Source organism: Oceanimonas sp. MB9, assembly GCF_011319775.1.
In the GTDB taxonomy this organism is placed as follows: domain Bacteria; phylum Pseudomonadota; class Gammaproteobacteria; order Enterobacterales; family Aeromonadaceae; genus Oceanimonas; species Oceanimonas doudoroffii.
Map to the genome: position 1 here is coordinate 717,318 of NZ_VFBE01000009.1, position 16,366 is coordinate 733,683.

Annotated in this window: 15 protein-coding genes; 14 read left to right on the top strand and 1 reads right to left on the bottom strand. The window is 56.8% G+C overall.

Going from position 1 to position 16,366, the window contains the following annotated elements; genetic code table 11:
- The first annotated feature begins 7 nt into the window (after window positions 1-7).
- The 5 genes from OJHNALOF_RS14705 to maiA all read left to right on the top strand — a co-directional run bounded on the left by OJHNALOF_RS14705 (window position 8) and on the right by maiA (window position 4,957).
- Complete coding sequence (locus OJHNALOF_RS14705) at window positions 8-1,315, top strand: CpaF family protein (protein ID WP_094199118.1); 1,308 nt, start codon at window positions 8-10, stop codon at window positions 1,313-1,315.
- A gap of 12 nt (window positions 1,316-1,327) precedes the next feature.
- A complete protein-coding gene (locus OJHNALOF_RS14710; RefSeq protein ID WP_094199119.1) occupies window positions 1,328-2,296 on the top strand; it encodes a type II secretion system F family protein in 969 nt (322 codons plus the stop codon).
- Window positions 2,297-2,298: 2 nt separating this feature from the next.
- Complete coding sequence (locus OJHNALOF_RS14715) at window positions 2,299-3,243, top strand: type II secretion system F family protein (protein WP_094199120.1); 945 nt, start codon at window positions 2,299-2,301, stop codon at window positions 3,241-3,243.
- Window positions 3,244-3,360: 117 nt separating this feature from the next.
- Window positions 3,361-4,308 carry a lipopolysaccharide assembly protein LapB gene (locus OJHNALOF_RS14720; protein ID WP_165662473.1) on the top strand — a complete coding sequence of 316 codons (948 nt, stop codon included), beginning with the start codon at window positions 3,361-3,363 and terminating at the stop codon, window positions 4,306-4,308.
- A 7-nt stretch (window positions 4,309-4,315) separates the two neighbouring features.
- Window positions 4,316-4,957, top strand: a complete 642-nt coding sequence (gene maiA / locus OJHNALOF_RS14725; protein WP_165662474.1) for a maleylacetoacetate isomerase — start codon at window positions 4,316-4,318, stop codon at window positions 4,955-4,957.
- Window positions 4,958-5,065: 108 nt separating this feature from the next.
- Here maiA and bioA read toward each other — a convergent pair whose 3' ends face one another.
- Entirely contained in the window at window positions 5,066-6,334 is a 1,269-nt protein-coding gene (gene bioA / locus OJHNALOF_RS14730) for an adenosylmethionine--8-amino-7-oxononanoate transaminase (RefSeq protein WP_165662475.1), read from the bottom strand.
- Window positions 6,335-6,444: 110 nt separating this feature from the next.
- Here bioA and bioB point away from each other — a divergent pair, with 110 nt between their 5' ends.
- From bioB to cas3f, 9 genes are all read left to right on the top strand, one after another.
- Window positions 6,445-7,476 (top strand): biotin synthase BioB, encoded by a 1,032-nt coding sequence (gene bioB / locus OJHNALOF_RS14735; protein ID WP_094199124.1) that lies wholly within the window; start codon window positions 6,445-6,447, stop codon window positions 7,474-7,476.
- Window positions 7,477-7,595: 119 nt separating this feature from the next.
- Complete coding sequence (bioF, locus tag OJHNALOF_RS14740) at window positions 7,596-8,732, top strand: 8-amino-7-oxononanoate synthase (protein ID WP_165662476.1); 1,137 nt, start codon at window positions 7,596-7,598, stop codon at window positions 8,730-8,732.
- An 86-nt stretch (window positions 8,733-8,818) separates the two neighbouring features.
- Window positions 8,819-9,574, top strand: a complete 756-nt coding sequence (gene bioC / locus OJHNALOF_RS14745) for a malonyl-ACP O-methyltransferase BioC (protein ID WP_165662477.1) — start codon at window positions 8,819-8,821, stop codon at window positions 9,572-9,574.
- A complete protein-coding gene (bioD, locus tag OJHNALOF_RS14750) occupies window positions 9,567-10,250 on the top strand; it encodes a dethiobiotin synthase (RefSeq protein WP_165662478.1) in 684 nt (227 codons plus the stop codon). The genes bioC and bioD overlap by 8 nt, the downstream gene beginning before the upstream one ends.
- Window positions 10,251-10,323: 73 nt before the next feature.
- Entirely contained in the window at window positions 10,324-11,199 is an 876-nt protein-coding gene (htpX, locus tag OJHNALOF_RS14755; protein WP_094199128.1) for a protease HtpX, read from the top strand.
- Window positions 11,200-11,350: 151 nt separating this feature from the next.
- Window positions 11,351-11,512, top strand: a complete 162-nt coding sequence (locus OJHNALOF_RS14760; protein WP_165662479.1) for a hypothetical protein — start codon at window positions 11,351-11,353, stop codon at window positions 11,510-11,512.
- Window positions 11,513-11,550: 38 nt separating this feature from the next.
- Entirely contained in the window at window positions 11,551-11,754 is a 204-nt protein-coding gene (locus tag OJHNALOF_RS14765; RefSeq protein WP_255459192.1) for a helix-turn-helix transcriptional regulator, read from the top strand.
- A 135-nt stretch (window positions 11,755-11,889) separates the two neighbouring features.
- Window positions 11,890-12,867 carry a type I-F CRISPR-associated endonuclease Cas1f gene (gene cas1f / locus OJHNALOF_RS14770; RefSeq protein WP_165662480.1) on the top strand — a complete coding sequence of 326 codons (978 nt, stop codon included), beginning with the start codon at window positions 11,890-11,892 and terminating at the stop codon, window positions 12,865-12,867.
- Window positions 12,864-16,166 (top strand): type I-F CRISPR-associated helicase Cas3f, encoded by a 3,303-nt coding sequence (gene cas3f / locus OJHNALOF_RS14775; protein ID WP_165662481.1) that lies wholly within the window; start codon window positions 12,864-12,866, stop codon window positions 16,164-16,166. Before cas1f ends, cas3f begins: the two co-directional genes overlap by 4 nt.
- Window positions 16,167-16,366 lie beyond the last annotated feature (200 nt).

The window sequence follows — 16,366 nt, forward strand, 5'->3', positions numbered from 1 at the left end:
GTCACGGATGAACCTTGAAGACTATATCCTCAGCCAGGAAGAAGAAGGACACAAACAGCGTTTGCACGGCAAGCTGATGGACATGCTTGATTTACCCATGCTGCAAACCATTTCCAGGGAGCAAGCGGCGGAGCAGATTGAGCGATTGTGCCATCAGCTAATGCAGGACTCGCCGGTGCCGCTTTCGATGAACTCGCGCCAGAAAGTTGTGAGCCAAATTCTCGACGAGGTACTGGGGCTGGGCCCTTTGGAGCCGCTACTGGCCGATGTCGGCATTGCCGATATTATGGTAAATGGGGCCAAAAGCATTTACGTGGAGCGCCAGGGACGCATTGAACGGGTGCCGCTGACCTTTCGGAACGACGAACACCTGATGGGAGTGATTGAACGTATTGTGTCCGGTGTGGGCCGGCGTATCGACGAGCTCTCGCCCATGGTTGACGCCCGGCTTAAAGACGGCTCCCGGGTCAACGCCATCATTCCACCGCTGGCGCTGAACGGACCCACCTTGTCCATTCGTCGCTTTACCGTGGAAAAACTGGCCATTGATACCCTGATTGACTTTGGCACCATTACCCCGGCCATTGCCCAGGTGATGGAGGCAGTGGTCAAGGGCAAGCTTAATATACTGATCTCTGGGGGGACCGGCACCGGTAAGACCACCTTTCTTAATATTCTGTCGAGTTTTATTCCCTCCAATCAGCGGATTATCACGGTGGAAGACTCGGCAGAGCTGCAGTTGCAGCAGCCACATGTGGTGCAACTGGAAAGTCGGCCCGCCAACATTGAGGGACGGGGAGAAATCAACCTGCGCGAACTGGTGAAAAACACCTTGCGCATGCGGCCAGATCGGATTGTGGTGGGGGAGGTGCGTGGCGCCGAGGCGTTTGACATGCTTACCGCCATGAATACCGGCCACGAAGGCTCGTTGACCACAGTGCATGCCAATACCCCCCGCGATGCCCTGAGCCGCCTTGAAAATATGGTATCGATGACCGGCTTCGACATGCCGGTGAAAAACATTCGTACCCAGGTGGCCTCGGCACTGGATCTGATTATTCAGCTTGAGCGTCAGGAAGACGGCAAGCGACGCATGATCAGTATGCAGGAGGTGCACGGCATGGAAGGGGAAACCATCACCATGTCGGAAATCTTCACCTTTGAACGTACCGGTATCGATGCCGAGGGTAATGTGCAGGGACGTCACAAGGCGACCGGGGTGATGCCCAACTTTTACGATCGGTTGGCTCGCCGGGGCATGGTGCTGCCGCGCAGCTTGTTTGGCGATGATGACTTGCACAAGGGTATTTTTTGACGGGAGGCGCTTATGAATACGCTGATTTTTCTGGCGCTGGTGGCGCTGGCCGTGGTGTGCCTGAGTATGGCGCTGTTTGTGCCGATCAGCCAGCCCCGGCTTAAATACTCCACCATGCTCAAACGCCGGGTTCAGGCACTGGCGGATGAAAACCGCGAGCAGGCCCAGGCATCCATTTTTCGTACCAAAAAGCTGGATTCCTTGTCACCGGCCATGCGCCGTATAGAAACTCTGCCGGTGATGGAACGGGTGGCATTTTCCCTGGAGCTGGCTGGCTCCAGACTTTATGCCTACCAGTTGGTGTTGATGGTGGGCGTGATTACCCTGGTGCTGGTGGCAGGCTGCTGGCTGTGGTTGCACAATATCTGGCTGAGCCTCATTCTGCTGGCAGTACCTTCATTCATTGCCTGGTTCAAGCTAAAGCGTAACTACCTGAACCGGCTGGCGTTGTACGAGCAGCAAATGCCGGAAGCGCTCGACATCATGAAACGGGGGTTGCAGGCGGGCTATTCCTTTGCCGATACCATCAAGCTGATCAGTGAGCAGATGCCCAATCCCATTGGTCGCGAATTTGCCCTGGTATTTGCCGATATCAACTATCGCAAGGACGTACGCAAGGCCATGACCGGCCTGCTGGAGCGAGTGCCGAGCATCTCCAATATGGCGTTGACCAGCGCCGTGCAGGTGCAGCGGGAAACCGGCGGTAACCTGGTGGAAAACATCGACAAGCTGGCGAAGATCATCCGTGATCGCTTCAAGTTCAATCGTCAGCTGCGCACGCTGTCGGCGGAAGGACGCATGTCGGGCTGGGTATTGGTACTAACACCTTTTGTGCTGTTTGGGGTGATGTCCATTACCACGCCTAGTTACGCTCATGAATTGGTTACTACTCCTGAAGGCCATAAGTTGCTGTTGGCTGGGGCCGTTGCCATGATGCTGGGTACCTGGTGGATTAGCAAAATCATCAAGATAGAGGTGTGAATATGGACACGCTCAATCAAATGCTGGGCCAGGTACTGGCCGATCCGCAAATGCGCCAGTGGGTGTTGATTGGTGTGGTGGGCCTGAGTGCCATCACATTGTTCTGGGGAGTTACCCTGGTAGCCAGTGGGGTTACCAGCCCCTACCGTCGCCAGCTGAAGGAAATACAGCGGGAAACGGGCGAAGACGAGCAATCGCTGGAGCAACGGCTGGTGCTTGCCAAAAAACACGGTAGTGGGTTTAACGGCCATCGTATTCGTACCTTGCTGGTGCACGCTGGCTTCCAGAAAGGCTCGGCCTACAGCGTGTTTACCGGTATCCGCGTGATGCTGGTGGTGGTATCGCTGTTGCTGGTCTTTGTGGCGCTTAACCTGCTGACCCAGAGGTCGCTGAATGTGATCCTGATGCTGCTGATAGGGGTGGGTTATGTGGCTTACATTCTGCCGGTGTTTGTGCTGGAGCGGCTGGCCAACAAGCGCATGACCCGCATGAAACTGGGCATGCCCGATGCGCTGGACTTGCTGGTAGTATGTACCGAGGCAGGACTTGGCTTTAAAGCGGCATTACAGCGGGTGGCCCAAGAAGTGAGCATGAGTCACGAGGAACTGGCCGAAGAGCTTAACCTGATATCCGCCAAGCTCAGGGCCGGGTTCAGTATGCAGCAGGCCTTTGACGAGTTTATTTTGCGTACTGGGTTGGAAGACTTTCGCAGTTTGAATGTGGCCATTAACCAGTGCATTCAGCTGGGTACCAGCATCGCCGAGACCCTGCGGGTGTATGCCGATGAGTACCGTATCAAACGCAAGCAGGAGGCGGAAGAAATGGCGGCCAAGGTGGGTACCAAGATGATTTTTCCGCTGGTGTTGTGCATATGGCCGTCATTTTTTATCGTGGCCATTGGTCCGGCGCTTATCAAGGTGTTCCGCGTATTCGGTAATAATATGTGATACCGCGCCCTCACTAAAGGAAGAAGCGGGGGTTAACACTGGCCCGAATGAAACACACCGGCTAGCATAAGAAAAACAACAAAACTTTGGCCATGGGACCGGCTTGAGGATAACAACATGAAACATACTGCACTGGCGCTGGTAATTATTCTGCTGTCCGGCTGCTCTGCCATGTCGGACTCTGACGGTAACGGTTTGCCCGCCATCAAAACACCGGGGGCAGGGGCTATTAAACCGACTAACGGCAAGGAAGCTCGTATGCTGATTGCCCAGTCTCAAACGTCGGGTGATCTGGACGCCATGATCTATGCCTACATTCAGGCGCTGGCGTTTAATGAGTTCGACAAGGTTGACCTCTATATCAACATTGCCCGCCTTGAACACCAACGTAACAATAATGCCCGGGCAGAGCTGGCTTATCGCAACGCCCTTCGCGAGGATGCGAAACGCCTTGATGCCAAGGAAGGGTTGGCTTTACTGCTGATCGACATGAAGCGTCATCGGGAGGCTGAAACCCTGTTGCTGGAAGTGGTCAAGGCCGACCAGGCTCGGCTGGGGCAAGCTTCTACCGATGTCGATGAATGTGTCACCAATGCCGAGTCGCCCTGGCGCAGCTATAACGGCCTGGGACTGCTGGCCGATATACTTGAGCAGGGGCAGCAGGCCCGCAAACATTACCGCTGTGCCCTGCAAATTCAGCCTGGAATGGCCATGCTGCACACCAACCTGGGTTTTTCCCATTACCTGAATAGCGATTACCCTCAGGCGGAGCAGGCCTATACCCGAGCGGTAAATCAGGAGCCGGAGTATGAGCGAGCCTGGAGCAACCTGGGCCTGCTCTATTACCGATGGGGGCGACAGTCTGAGGCGCTGATGGCCTTGCGCAAAATCATGTCCCAGGCCGAAGCGCTTAACGATCTGGGCTATATCGCCATGATGGAAGGTGAATACGATATTGCCTCCAGCCTGTTTCAGCGTGCCATTGACGCCTCGCCTCGTTATTATCCCAAGGCGGTAGATAACCTGAGCCAGGCGAAATCCATGCAGGCAGTCAGCAAACGTTAGGATAGACATGCAGCTATACAGTTTTTACAACAGCTCCACCTCTTACCGGGTGCGTATCGCCCTGGCGCTGAAGGGCCTGAGCGTGGATTACCAGGGAGTGAACCTGAGGGCAGGAGAGCAGCGGCAGAATGACTACCGGGCCCTTAACCCGGCCGCCGGCGTTCCGTTGCTGGTGGATGACGAGGGCAATGGCCTGGGCCAGTCCCTGGCCATTATCGACTATCTGGAGGCCTTGCACCCCGAGCCGCCGTTACTGCCCGCCGAGCCGCTGCTGCGGGCTCGTGCACTGGAGTTGGCCAACCTGATTGCCTGCGACATTCACCCGGTCAATAACTTGCGGGTGCGTAACTATCTGGCCAACGAGTTGAGCTTGAGTGAGGACCAGCAGGAGCGCTGGTACCGGCACTGGATCGCCGAGGGCCTGGCGGCCGCCGAAGCATTGCTGGTGCGCCACGGCTTTGGCGATTATTGTTTTGGCGATGCGCCCACGGTGGCGGATTGTTGCCTGGTGCCTCAGGTGGCCAATGGTATTCGCATGAACTGCGATTTGACGCCCTATTCAAGGGTGATGGCGGTGTATCAGCACTGCCAGCTGCAGCCCGCCTTTCAGCAGGCGGCACCTGACCAGCAGCCGGATTTTGCCTCCTAGGCCCGGTCGTTGCTTCTTCGGCCTCGGCGCCCATCAGAACGTATATTCAAGGCCACAAAAAGGGGGCGTCATGTAAATACAATGACGCCCCCCCCTTTTTACTTTTACTTACGCCGCTTCGCACACCGTCAGCATGGCCGCAGTGAGTTGGCTGAGCTCCTCAGGCGCCATGACATAGGGCGGCATGATGTAAAACAGTTTGCCAAAGGGGCGAATCCACACGCCCAGCTCCACCAGCCGCTTTTGCACTTCGGCCACGTTCAACGGTTCATGCAATTCAATTACGCCAATGCTGCCCAGTACCCGCACATCGGCCACCGAATCTAGCCTCAGCGCCGGGGCCAGTTCTCGTCGCATTTGTGCTTCCAGGGCGGCAATACGCTGCTGCCAGGGAGAGTCCAGCAACAGCTTGAGGCTGGCCAGCGCCACGGCACAGGCCAGCGGGTTGGCCATAAAGGTGGGGCCGTGCATCAGCACGCCGGCGGGGCCGTTGCAGATGGTCTCGGCCACGGCCTGAGTGGTAATGGTGGCGGCCATGGTCATGTAACCGCCGGTGAGTGCCTTGCCGATGCAGATGATGTCCGGCGAAATGCCGGCCCAGTCGCAGGCGAACAGCTTGCCGGTGCGGCCAAAGCCGGTGGCGATTTCGTCGGCGATCAGCAGCACGTCATAGCGGTTGCACAGCTCGCGAGCACCCTTCAGGTAGTCCGGGTGGTAAAAACGCATGCCACCGGCCCCCTGAACCACCGGCTCCAGGATCAGCGCCGCCAGTTCGTGATGGTGCTGTTCAAACATGCTTTCCAGCGCCTGTAAGTCGCTTGAGTCAAACTCGCTGTCAAAACGGCTTTGCGGCGTGGGCACGAAAATGTGTTCGGGCAGAAAGCCCTTGTACAGGCTGTGCATGCCACCGTTGGGGTCACACACGCTCATGGCGCCAAAGGTGTCGCCATGGTAGCCCCGACTGAGTGAGGCGAAGCGGGTTTTTGGCGTGCCCCGGCCGTGCCAGTACTGAATCGCCATTTTCAGCGCCACTTCCACCGATACCGAGCCCGAGTCGGCCAGAAAGAAGCGATCCAGGCCGGTGGGCAGCACCCCGGCCAGGGCCTTGCACAATTCAATGGCCGGATCATGGGTCAGGCCGCCAAACATCACATGAGACATTTTGCCTAGTTGGGCGGTGGCGGCGGTGTTCAGCTCGGGCACGTTGTAGCCGTGCAGACAGGCCCACCAGGACGACATGCCGTCCACCAGCCGGCGACCGTCCTTCAGCTGCAGATGCACGCCGCTGGCACTTTCCACTTCATAGCAGGGCAGGGGACGCGTCAGGGAGGTGTAGGGATGCCACAGATGGTGCAGGTCAAAGTCTTGATTGGTCATAAAGTGGTCAAATGTAAACTGCGATATGGGTTTGTGATTGACAGGCTAACACCGGCCCTTACACTAGCCAAGCGAAACACTTTTATAAACACCAAGCAAAAGGCCTCAGCATGAGCCGTACACTCTGGACCCGCGAGCAAGTACTCGAACTGTTTGACCGCCCCTTTTTCGACCTGCTGTTTGAAGCACAGCAGGTGCACAGGGCCAACTTCGATCCCAACGAAGTGCAGGTAAGCACCCTGCTTTCCATCAAGACCGGCGCCTGCCCGGAAGACTGCAAATACTGCCCACAGAGCGCCCGTTACAACACCGGCCTGGAAACCGAGCGACTGATGGAAATGGAAAAGGTGCTGGAGCGGGCCCGTGAGGCCAAGGTAAACGGCTCCAGCCGCTTCTGCATGGGCGCGGCCTGGCGCAACCCCAAAGAGCGCGACATGCCCTACCTGGTGAAAATGGTGCAGGAAGTGAAGGCCATGGGGCTGGAAACCTGCATGACGCTGGGCATGCTGAACGCCGATCAGGCCGGCCGGCTGGCCGACGCCGGGCTCGATTATTACAACCACAACCTCGATACCAGCCCCGAGTTCTACGGCGACATCATTACCACCCGCACCTACGCCGACCGGCTGAACACCCTGGAGAACGTGCGCGAAGCGGGCATGAAGGTGTGCTCCGGCGGCATTGTGGGCCTGGGTGAAAGTCCGGAAGACCGCGCCGGCTTGCTGCTGGCCCTGGCCAACCTGCCCCGCCAGCCCGAAAGCGTTCCCATCAACATGCTGGTCAAGGTCAAGGGAACGCCCCTGGAAAACCAGGAAGATCTCGACGACTTCGACTTTATTCGTACCATTGCCGTGGCCCGCATTCTGATGCCCCAGAGCCATGTGCGACTCTCAGCCGGCCGGGAAAAGATGAACGATCAAATGCAGGCCCTGTGTTTTATGGCCGGCGCCAACTCCATCTTTTACGGCTGCAAGCTGCTCACGACCCCCAACCCCGATGAAAACAGCGACATGCAGTTGTTCAAGCGGCTGGGCATTCGTCCCAGCGGCGTTAGCCAAAAGCCCGACGAAATGGCGGAAATCGAGCTGCACGAGCAAATTGCCGAGCAAAATGCGCCCAAGCCACTGTATTACGAAGCGTAAAACCCAGCGGCAAGCTGTCAGCCAGACTGAGTAGGTTGTGAATGAGCGTAGCGAATTCCAGCCTACCCGATACGGATTGCTGACAGCTTACGGCTTATCGCTTACAGCTGAGATTTTCAATGCCTTTTAATTTGTCACTTGCCGAGCGCGAAGGCGCCGGGCTGAAACGCACCCTGCCGGTGATTGAGCGGGTGGATGGTCGCCGGCTTTACGTTGACGGTGAGCAGTACCTCAACTTTGCCGGTAATGACTACCTGGGCCTGAGCCGGGCCCCCGAGTTGCTGGCCGCCGCCGAGCAGGCGGCACGGCACTATGGCGTGGGCGCCGTGGCCTCGCCCCTGGTGGTGGGCCATCAGGCCATTCACCGGGAGCTGGAAGCCGAGCTGTGCGACTGGCTGGGGCTGGAAGCGGTGATGCTGTTCAGCTCCGGTTTCTCCGCCAATCAGGCGGTTATCAAGGCATTGCTCGGCAAGGAACACTCCCTGTGGCAGGACAGGCTTAATCACGCCTCGTTGCAGGAGGCCGGGCTGCTCAGCCCGGCGCGCATGGTGCGCTTTGGCCATAACGACATGAACGCGCTGGAAGCCAAACTCAAGCCCGCCGCGGGGCTGATTGTGTCGGAAGGGGTGTTCAGCATGGACGGCGACACCGCGCCCTGGCCCGAACTGGTACGCCTGGCCAGGGCCAGCAACAACTGGCTGATGATAGACGATGCCCACGGCTTGGGTGTGCTGGGCCGCGAGGGCAGGGGCACGCTGGATGAACAGGGCCTTGCCCCGAACAGCGTGAACATTTTTATGGGCACCTTTGGCAAGGCGCTGGGAGTCAGCGGCGCCTTTGTCGGTGGTAGCCGGGCACTGGTGGAATATCTGCACAACTTCGGCCGCAGCTACATCTACAGCACCCATTTGCCGCCGCCCCAGGCCGCCGCCGTGCTGGCCGGTGTGCACCTGGTGCGCCAGGCCGACGACAGGCGGGCACACCTGCGCGATCTGGTGGCCCGGTTTCGTGCCGGGGTGGCCGGGTTACCGCTGCAGCTGTTGCCTTCGGCCACCGCCATTCAGCCCCTGGTGGTGGGGGAAGAAACCGCCACCCTCAAGCTTGCCGATGCCCTTAAACAGCAGGGCCTGTGGATTGGGGCCATTCGTCCGCCCACCGTGCCCAAGGGGTCGGCCCGGCTACGCATTACCCTGAGTGCCGCCCACACTCGGGCAGACGTACAACGGCTGATCGATGCTCTGCACAGTGCCTTGTAGTCCCGGCTTCAGCCGGGCAAACCGGCGATGCCGTTGTCCCAATAAACCGGGGCCTGAACAACGCCGCCTATTTACCGGAGAACCCCATGCAACGGGTCGATAAACACAGAGTGGCCCGCGCCTTCAGCCGCGCGGCCACCAGCTACGACCGCCATAATGCCCTGCAGCGTCGCAGCGGTGAGGCGCTGCTGGCGCATCTGCCGGCACGGGCTCACACCGGGCTCGATCTGGGCTGTGGCAGCGGCTGGTTTGCCCCGATGCTGAAACAGCGGGCACAGCGGCTACTGGCGCTGGATCTGTCACCGGCCATGCTGCAGCAGGCCGCCACCCGGGCCGACATTATTCCCCTCTGTGCCGACATGGACGCGCCGCCCGTGGCCGAGGCCAGCCTCGATTTTATTTTCGCCAACCTGTGCATGCAGTGGAGCAACGATACCGCCGCCTGGCTCAGGGGCTGGAGCAAGCGACTCAAACCCGGCGGTGTCATGGTGTTTTCCACCCTGCTGCACGGCAGCCTTGACGAGCTGGCTCAAAGCTGGCGAACCCTGGACGATCACGCCCATATCAACCGCTTTATACCTGAGCCGGACTTGCGTGAGCTTATGGCCGCCACCGGCCGGCCATGGCGGCTGCACACCGCCACCGAACAACTGTATTACCCCGAGCTGAAAGGCCTGTTGCTGGATCTCAAGGGTATTGGCGCCAATCAGGTTAACGGCAGCCGTCGACCCGGCCTGCTGGGCAAGGCGGCCTGGCAACGGCTGAATCTCATCTATCCTAAGAACCAACAGGGCCACTGCGTGGCCACCTACCGGCTGGCATATGGAGTAATTTATGGCTAAGACCTTTTTTGTTACCGGCACCGATACTGAAGTGGGTAAAACCTTTGTCACCCGCGCGCTGATGCGCGCCGCCAAGGAAGCGGACAAGCAGGTGCTGGGTTACAAGCCGGTGGCTTCGGGCTGCGAGCTGATAGACGGCAGCCTCAAGAACGAAGACGCCCTGACCCTGCAGGCCGAGTCCAGCATCAAGTTGCCCTATGCCATGCACAACCCCTTTGCCTTTGCCCCGGCCATTGCTCCGCACATTGCCGCCGAGCAGGCGGGCGAGGTCATTGCGCTGCCCCGCATTGCCGAGGGCCTGACTCGGCTCAGGGAAACCACCGCCGACTGGATTTTTGCCGAAGGCGCCGGCGGCTGGCGGCTGCCCCTGGGCCAGGGACACTTTCTCTCCGACTGGGTCAAAAAGGAGCACCTGCCGGTGATCCTGGTGGTGGGGGCACGCCTGGGTTGCATTAACCATGCGCTGCTCAGCCTGGAAGCCATCCGTCACGACGGCCTGGTGGTGGCCGGCTGGGTACTGAATCGGGTAGATGCCCATATGAGCCACTATGAAGAAAACGCCGCTACCCTCAAGCAACTGATTTCCGCGCCCTTTTTGGGGGAAATGCCCAGGCTCACCGAAGACGAGGCCGAAACCGCCGAAGGCTTTATTGATCTGGCGCCCTTGCTTAAATAATTCATCCCGATCATCTTGAAATTCCTGTAACCGGACATATTATGTCTGGAGTTCCCTGATGTAAGGAAAGGTTATGAAACGCATACTGTTGTTTATTGCCACCAACCTGGCCGTGGTGCTGGTGCTTGGCGTGGTGCTGAACATCCTGTTTTCGGTGCTGGGCATCAACCGTAGCAGCGTGGGCGGCCTGCTGATTTTCTGTGCCGTATTTGGTTTTGGCGGCGCCACCATCTCCCTGTTTATCTCCAAGTGGATGGCCAAGCGCAGCTATGGCGTGCAGGTGATTGAACAACCCCGCAATGAGATGGAACACTGGCTGTTGACCACGGTGCAGCGCCAGGCCCAGCAGGCCGGCATTGGCATGCCGGAGGTGGGCATTTACGACTCGCCCGACATGAACGCCTTTGCCACCGGTGCCAGCCGCAACAATTCGCTGGTGGCGGTGTCTACCGGCCTGATGTACAGCATGAGCCGTGACGAGGCCGAAGCCGTACTGGCCCACGAGGTCAGCCACGTGGCCAACGGTGACATGGTCACCCTGACCCTGATTCAGGGGGTGGTAAACACCTTTGTGATGTTCTTTGCCCGCATTGTGGCCAACGTGATTAGCGGCTTTTTCAGCAACAACGAGGAAGAAGAAGGCGGCGGCATGGGCGGCATTGCCTACTTTGTGACCGTGATGGTGCTGGAGCTGCTGTTCGGCATTCTGGCCTCCATCATCGTGATGTGGTTCAGCCGCCAGCGTGAATACCGCGCCGACGAAGGCGGTGCCCGCCTGGCCGGCCGTGACAAAATGGTGGCCGCCCTCGAGCGTCTGCGCCACGGCCATGAATCCCAGTTGGAAGGCTCCCTGGCGGCCTTTGGCATCAATGGCAAGAACCACAACGAGCTGTTTATGAGCCACCCGCCCCTGGAAAAACGGATTCAGGCCCTGCGTGAGCTGCGCTGATTTATTGCAATAACCCTGTAGTTTGGTCTCTTTTTCACCCCGGCTTGCCGGGGTTTTTTTTATGGCAGTTAGCCATCATCTTTGCGAAGGCGAAGACCCAGCAGGTGCTCTGCCTTTAAAGTCTGTTATATGCTGGAAAAGGAATTCTTGTATGAGTAATAAATTGCTCAATTTTTTGCTAAAACTTAAATTTGAGCGTAAATTTGCTCAAAATCAACTTTTTCATGTATATTTTAGCGATATGTTACGTAATGGTGATGTCATGGATAAAAAAGCCCAGCTGCGCGAGAAGCGTTGCTGTATTCTCTGCTGAACAAATTATTCAGCGGTGAAATAACCGAGGGCTAGCTGTTGCGAACTCTGCGTAAAGACTTGCTGAATATGTCCCAAACCGATTACGCCAATATGGTGGGTGTAAGCCGGCGCACCCTGTCGGATATTGAGCGCAATGCCGGCAGCCCCACTCTGGCGGTGCTGAATGCGGTATTTCGGCCGCTGGGGTTAAAGGCTGGACTGGTGCCCAGAAGCCCGGCCATGATGAAAAAATACTGGTGAATAATACCGATGCCGAAAACGATACCTAGGGAAATAGATACCTCCTTTCTGACGCGATATAATTTTTATTAGTATTGGCTCTTTACTAAAAGAACAGGCAGAGTAATGAGATAATTTCTAATGAAGAGCCACGGAATGGACGATTTTTCGCCATCAGATCTGAAAACCATACTGCACTCCAAGCGCGCCAATATTTACTATCTGGAATATTGCCGGGTACTTGTGAAGGGTGGGCGGGTGGAATACGTCACCGATGAAGGACGTCGCTCTCATTACTGGAATATTCCCATTGCCAACACCACTACGGTTTTACTGGGTACAGGCACTTCCGTGACTCAGGCCGCTATGCGGGAGCTGGCCAAGGCCGGCGTGCTGGTTGGCTTTTGTGGCGGGGGCGGAACGCCTTTGTTCAGTGCCAATGAGGTGGATGTTGATGTGGTCTGGCTTTCTCCACAAAGTGAATACCGGCCCACGGAATATTTACAGAATTGGGTACGGTTCTGGTTTGACGATGAGCAACGGCTGGAAGCGGCACGCAAAATTCAGTTGGCCAGACTGAAGCAGTTGCAAAAGCATTGGCTGGATAACCGTCAGTTAAAAGAGCAGGGGTTTGATATTGCCGCTGAGCATCTGGTGCCGCTGTTGGAGCAGCATCGGCAGAATATTCAGCAGGCGGTCAATGTAACCGGTTTATTAACCGAAGAAGCGCACCTTACCAAGCATCTGTTCAAGTTGGCGGCCCGAACCGTGTCTTATGGCGATTTTGTGCGAGCCAAGCGGGGAAGTGGCACCGATCCGGCCAACCGTTTTCTGGATCATGGAAACTATCTGGCTTATGGCTTGGGAGCTACAGCTACCTGGGTGCTGGGCTTGCCTCATGGCCTGGCGGTGTTGCACGGCAAAACCCGCCGGGGAGGCCTGGTGTTTGACGCTGCCGATTTGGTAAAAGATGCATTGGTCCTGCCTCAAGCATTTCTGTCGGCGGTGAAAGGAGAAGAGGAGCAGGAATTTCGCCGGCACTGTATTGAATCACTGACCCGCGCCGAAGCCCTGGACTTTATGGTGGATACCCTCAAAGACATAGCAATGGAGCTTGGGGGAGCTGCGTCATGAATGTGCTGCTGATTTCTCGTTGTAATAAAAATGCCCTGACAGAAACCCGGCGCATTCTTGATCAGTTTGCAGAAAGAAAAGGTGACCGAGCCTGGCAAACGCCCATTACCTGGGATGGGCTGACTACCTTGCGCAAGTTATTGCGCAAAACCGCTCGTAAAAATACGGCTGTGGCCTGCCACTGGATAAGAGGTAAGGATCATAGTGAGCTGATGTGGGTCGTGGGTGACAGCAGCCGTTTTAATGCGGAGGGCACGGTGCCGACCAACACCACAGGGCGTAACATTCTGCGCCAGCAGGATGAAAACGACTGGCATACTGCGGAAGATATCAAGTTACTGGCGGCGCTTGCGGCATTGCTCCACGATGTGGGCAAGGCTTGTAAGGCGTTTCAGCTAAGGCTGCTTGGCAAAGGCCCGAAAGCTGCCAACCTTTACCGGCACGAGTGGATATCCCTGCGTTTATTTCAGGCATTTGTCGGTAAGGATGACGACGCTGGCTGGCTCTCTCGTCTGGCTGATGCAGGTAAACTTCAGCATGACTGGCTGGATAATCTGGTAAAGGACGGACTGGATAATACGGCTCCTTATCCTTTTCGCTCACTGCCACCGTTGGCTCAGGCCATAGGCTGGCTGATTATCACCCATCATCGCCTGCCATGCCGGCCCACTCTGGAAGGGCTCAGAGCACAAGAGCTGGAACTACCGCTGACAGATATAGACTCACAGTGGAATCAACGCACTGACAATTCTGACCCCAAAGAGATAGCGCCCTACTGGACCTTTGATGCGCCGCTGCCGGTGGCTACCAAGCGCTGGCGTACGCAGGCTGCAAAATATGCGCAACGTTTACAGCAGCGCCTGGAGAGAGCTCCTGATGGCTGGCTGAGCAATGCGTATGTGATGCACCTGGCCCGTTTGTCACTGATGCTTTCTGACCATCATTATTCCAGCCTGTCTGCACCCAATCTGCGCGTTAAGGGCGAAGACAACTATCCACTTTATGCCAATACCAACCGAAAAACCGGCGAGCTTTGTCAACGTCTGGACGAGCATCTGCTGGGCGTGGCCAAAGTCAGCCGCAGTGTCAGTCATCATCTGCCCACCCTGAATGAGAGCCTGCCTCGACTGGGACGTCACAGGGTGTTCCGAAAACGCAGCCAGCATGCCCGGTTTCGTTGGCAGGACCATGCTTTTGATCTGGCTGAAGGGTTAAGAGCGCGCGCTGCTCGTCAGGGCTTTTTCGGAATTAATATGGCCTCCACCGGCTGTGGAAAAACCTTGGCCAATGGTCGCATTCTTTATGCGTTGGCCAACCCTCAGCAAGGTGCACGTTTCTCGGTAACATTGGGGCTAAGAACCCTTACATTGCAAACCGGTCAGGCCTATCGTGAGCGTTTGAATCTCGGAGATGACGAGCTGGCTGTCAGGGTTGGTGGCAGTGCCAGCCGCCAGTTATATGAATTTTATGAGGCTCAGGCTGAGGCCAGTGGTTCGGCCTCGTCCCAGTCTCTGGTGCCGGAAGACAGCCATGTAGTGTTTGAAGGCAATTTTGCCGAACATCCGGTGCTTAAAACGGCCGGCCATGATGACAGGATAAAGGCCCTTATTTCGGCACCTGTGCTGGTGTGTACGGTCGACCACCTGATACCGGCAACGGAAAGCGAGCGGGGAGGCCATCAGATTGCGCCCATGTTGCGTTTGCTCAGCAGCGATCTGGTGCTGGATGAAATCGATGATTTCGATATCAACGACCTTCCGGCCCTTACACGCCTGGTTTACTGGACGGGGTTGCTTGGCAGTCGAGTGTTGTTGTCTTCGGCCACTATTCCTCCGTCTCTGGCGGAAGGACTGTTTCGCGCCTACAAGGCGGGGCGTGAGCAATTTCAGCGCAACAGGGGGGAGCCGGGCACGGCAGTTAATATCTGTTGTGCCTGGTTTGATGAGCATGACCGCCGGCATGATGACTGCCCGGATGAAGCGAGCTACGCTCGGGCACACCAGCGTTTTGTAGAAAAACGTGCTCAGAAGCTTGCCCAGGACGGCATACGTCGGAGGGCAGAGTTGTCATGCCTGTCCACATTAACCGGTCAGACTCAGCTGTTACGCCAGAGCTTTGCACATGATCTGATTCGCCAAGCCATGGCGCTGCATCAGGCTCATCATTCGGTGGATCCTCACTCACAAAAGCGGGTCAGCTTTGGTCTGGCGCGTATGGCCAACATTGAACCTATGGTGGAAGTGGCTAAAGCCATTTATGCCATGGGAACCGAAACCGGCACCCTTATTCATCTTTGTGTTTACCACTCTCAATATCCGTTACTGATTCGCTCAGCCATTGAACAGCAGCTGGATAGCGCACTGAACCGAAAAGACAGCAATGCCGTGTTTGAGCTGCCGGAAATACGCCGGCTGCTTGATGTTTATGCGCAGCAGGATCAGCTGTTTATTGTGCTCGCCAGTCCTGTAGCAGAGGTCGGCAGGGACCACGACTATGACTGGGCCATTGTTGAACCTTCCTCCATGCGCTCGCTTATTCAGCTTGCCGGCCGTGTTCGCCGGCACCGGCCAGAAGTGTATGAAGTGCCCAACATTGCGCTGTTACATACCAACCTTAGAGCGCTGGAGCACAAGGGCAAGCCCGCCTTCTGTCGGCCCGGTTTTGAAAGTGCCGACTTTCTGCTGAGCAGTCACGATTTGGAACAATTGTTGTTGCCCGAAGAGCGGGATGTGATTGATGCCAGGCCTCGAATTTTGCCCCGAAGCGAGCTGAACGCCAAAACCAGCCTGGTGGATCTGGAGCATGCCCGGCTGCAGGCTCAAATGCTGGGCGAACAAATACCACAGGTAAGTACAGGTGGTAACCGCCGCCGACGCAGGGCTGAGCCAGTGCAGCCATTGTCTGCTGCCAGTTGTTATCAGCACTCTGGTGCCATGCTGACGTCCATTCTACAGCGCCGCCAGCCGTTTCGGGAAAGTCATGCCATACAGGATGATCTGGTACTGCTGCCTGATGAAGACGGTGTAAACGTGCAACTGCACAAGGTTGAGTTCAGCCGGGAACAACGCACAGACCTATACATTCCGGTAGATCATCTTCTTCATCAGGTGCAGCTTGCATGTGCCGAAGGCGTCGTGACCTGGGGCGCAGAAGACTATCTGGTTGCACTAGAAGCGCTGGCCGAAAAAATGGAGCTGCCTCTTGATGTATGTGCAAAGCGCTTTGGCACACTCTCATTGGATCAAAAAGATAATGGCTGGGAGTTTCACCCGGCCCTTGGGTTTACCGTGCGCCGATAATCCTTAAGCTAGGTGGCCGGCATAATGCCGGCCACTTCTGCCTGCTCGGCAGCAACAATGGTAGTGCTTGGCGAGCCAAACCTACTTTTTCTCAGCTACTTATCCAGCAGCTTCCCCAATGTATCAATATTGCTGCTCGATGCAAACTAAAATTTTATTGTGAGCCAAACTTACTTGGAGTCGTTTTGTTGATCTTCGTA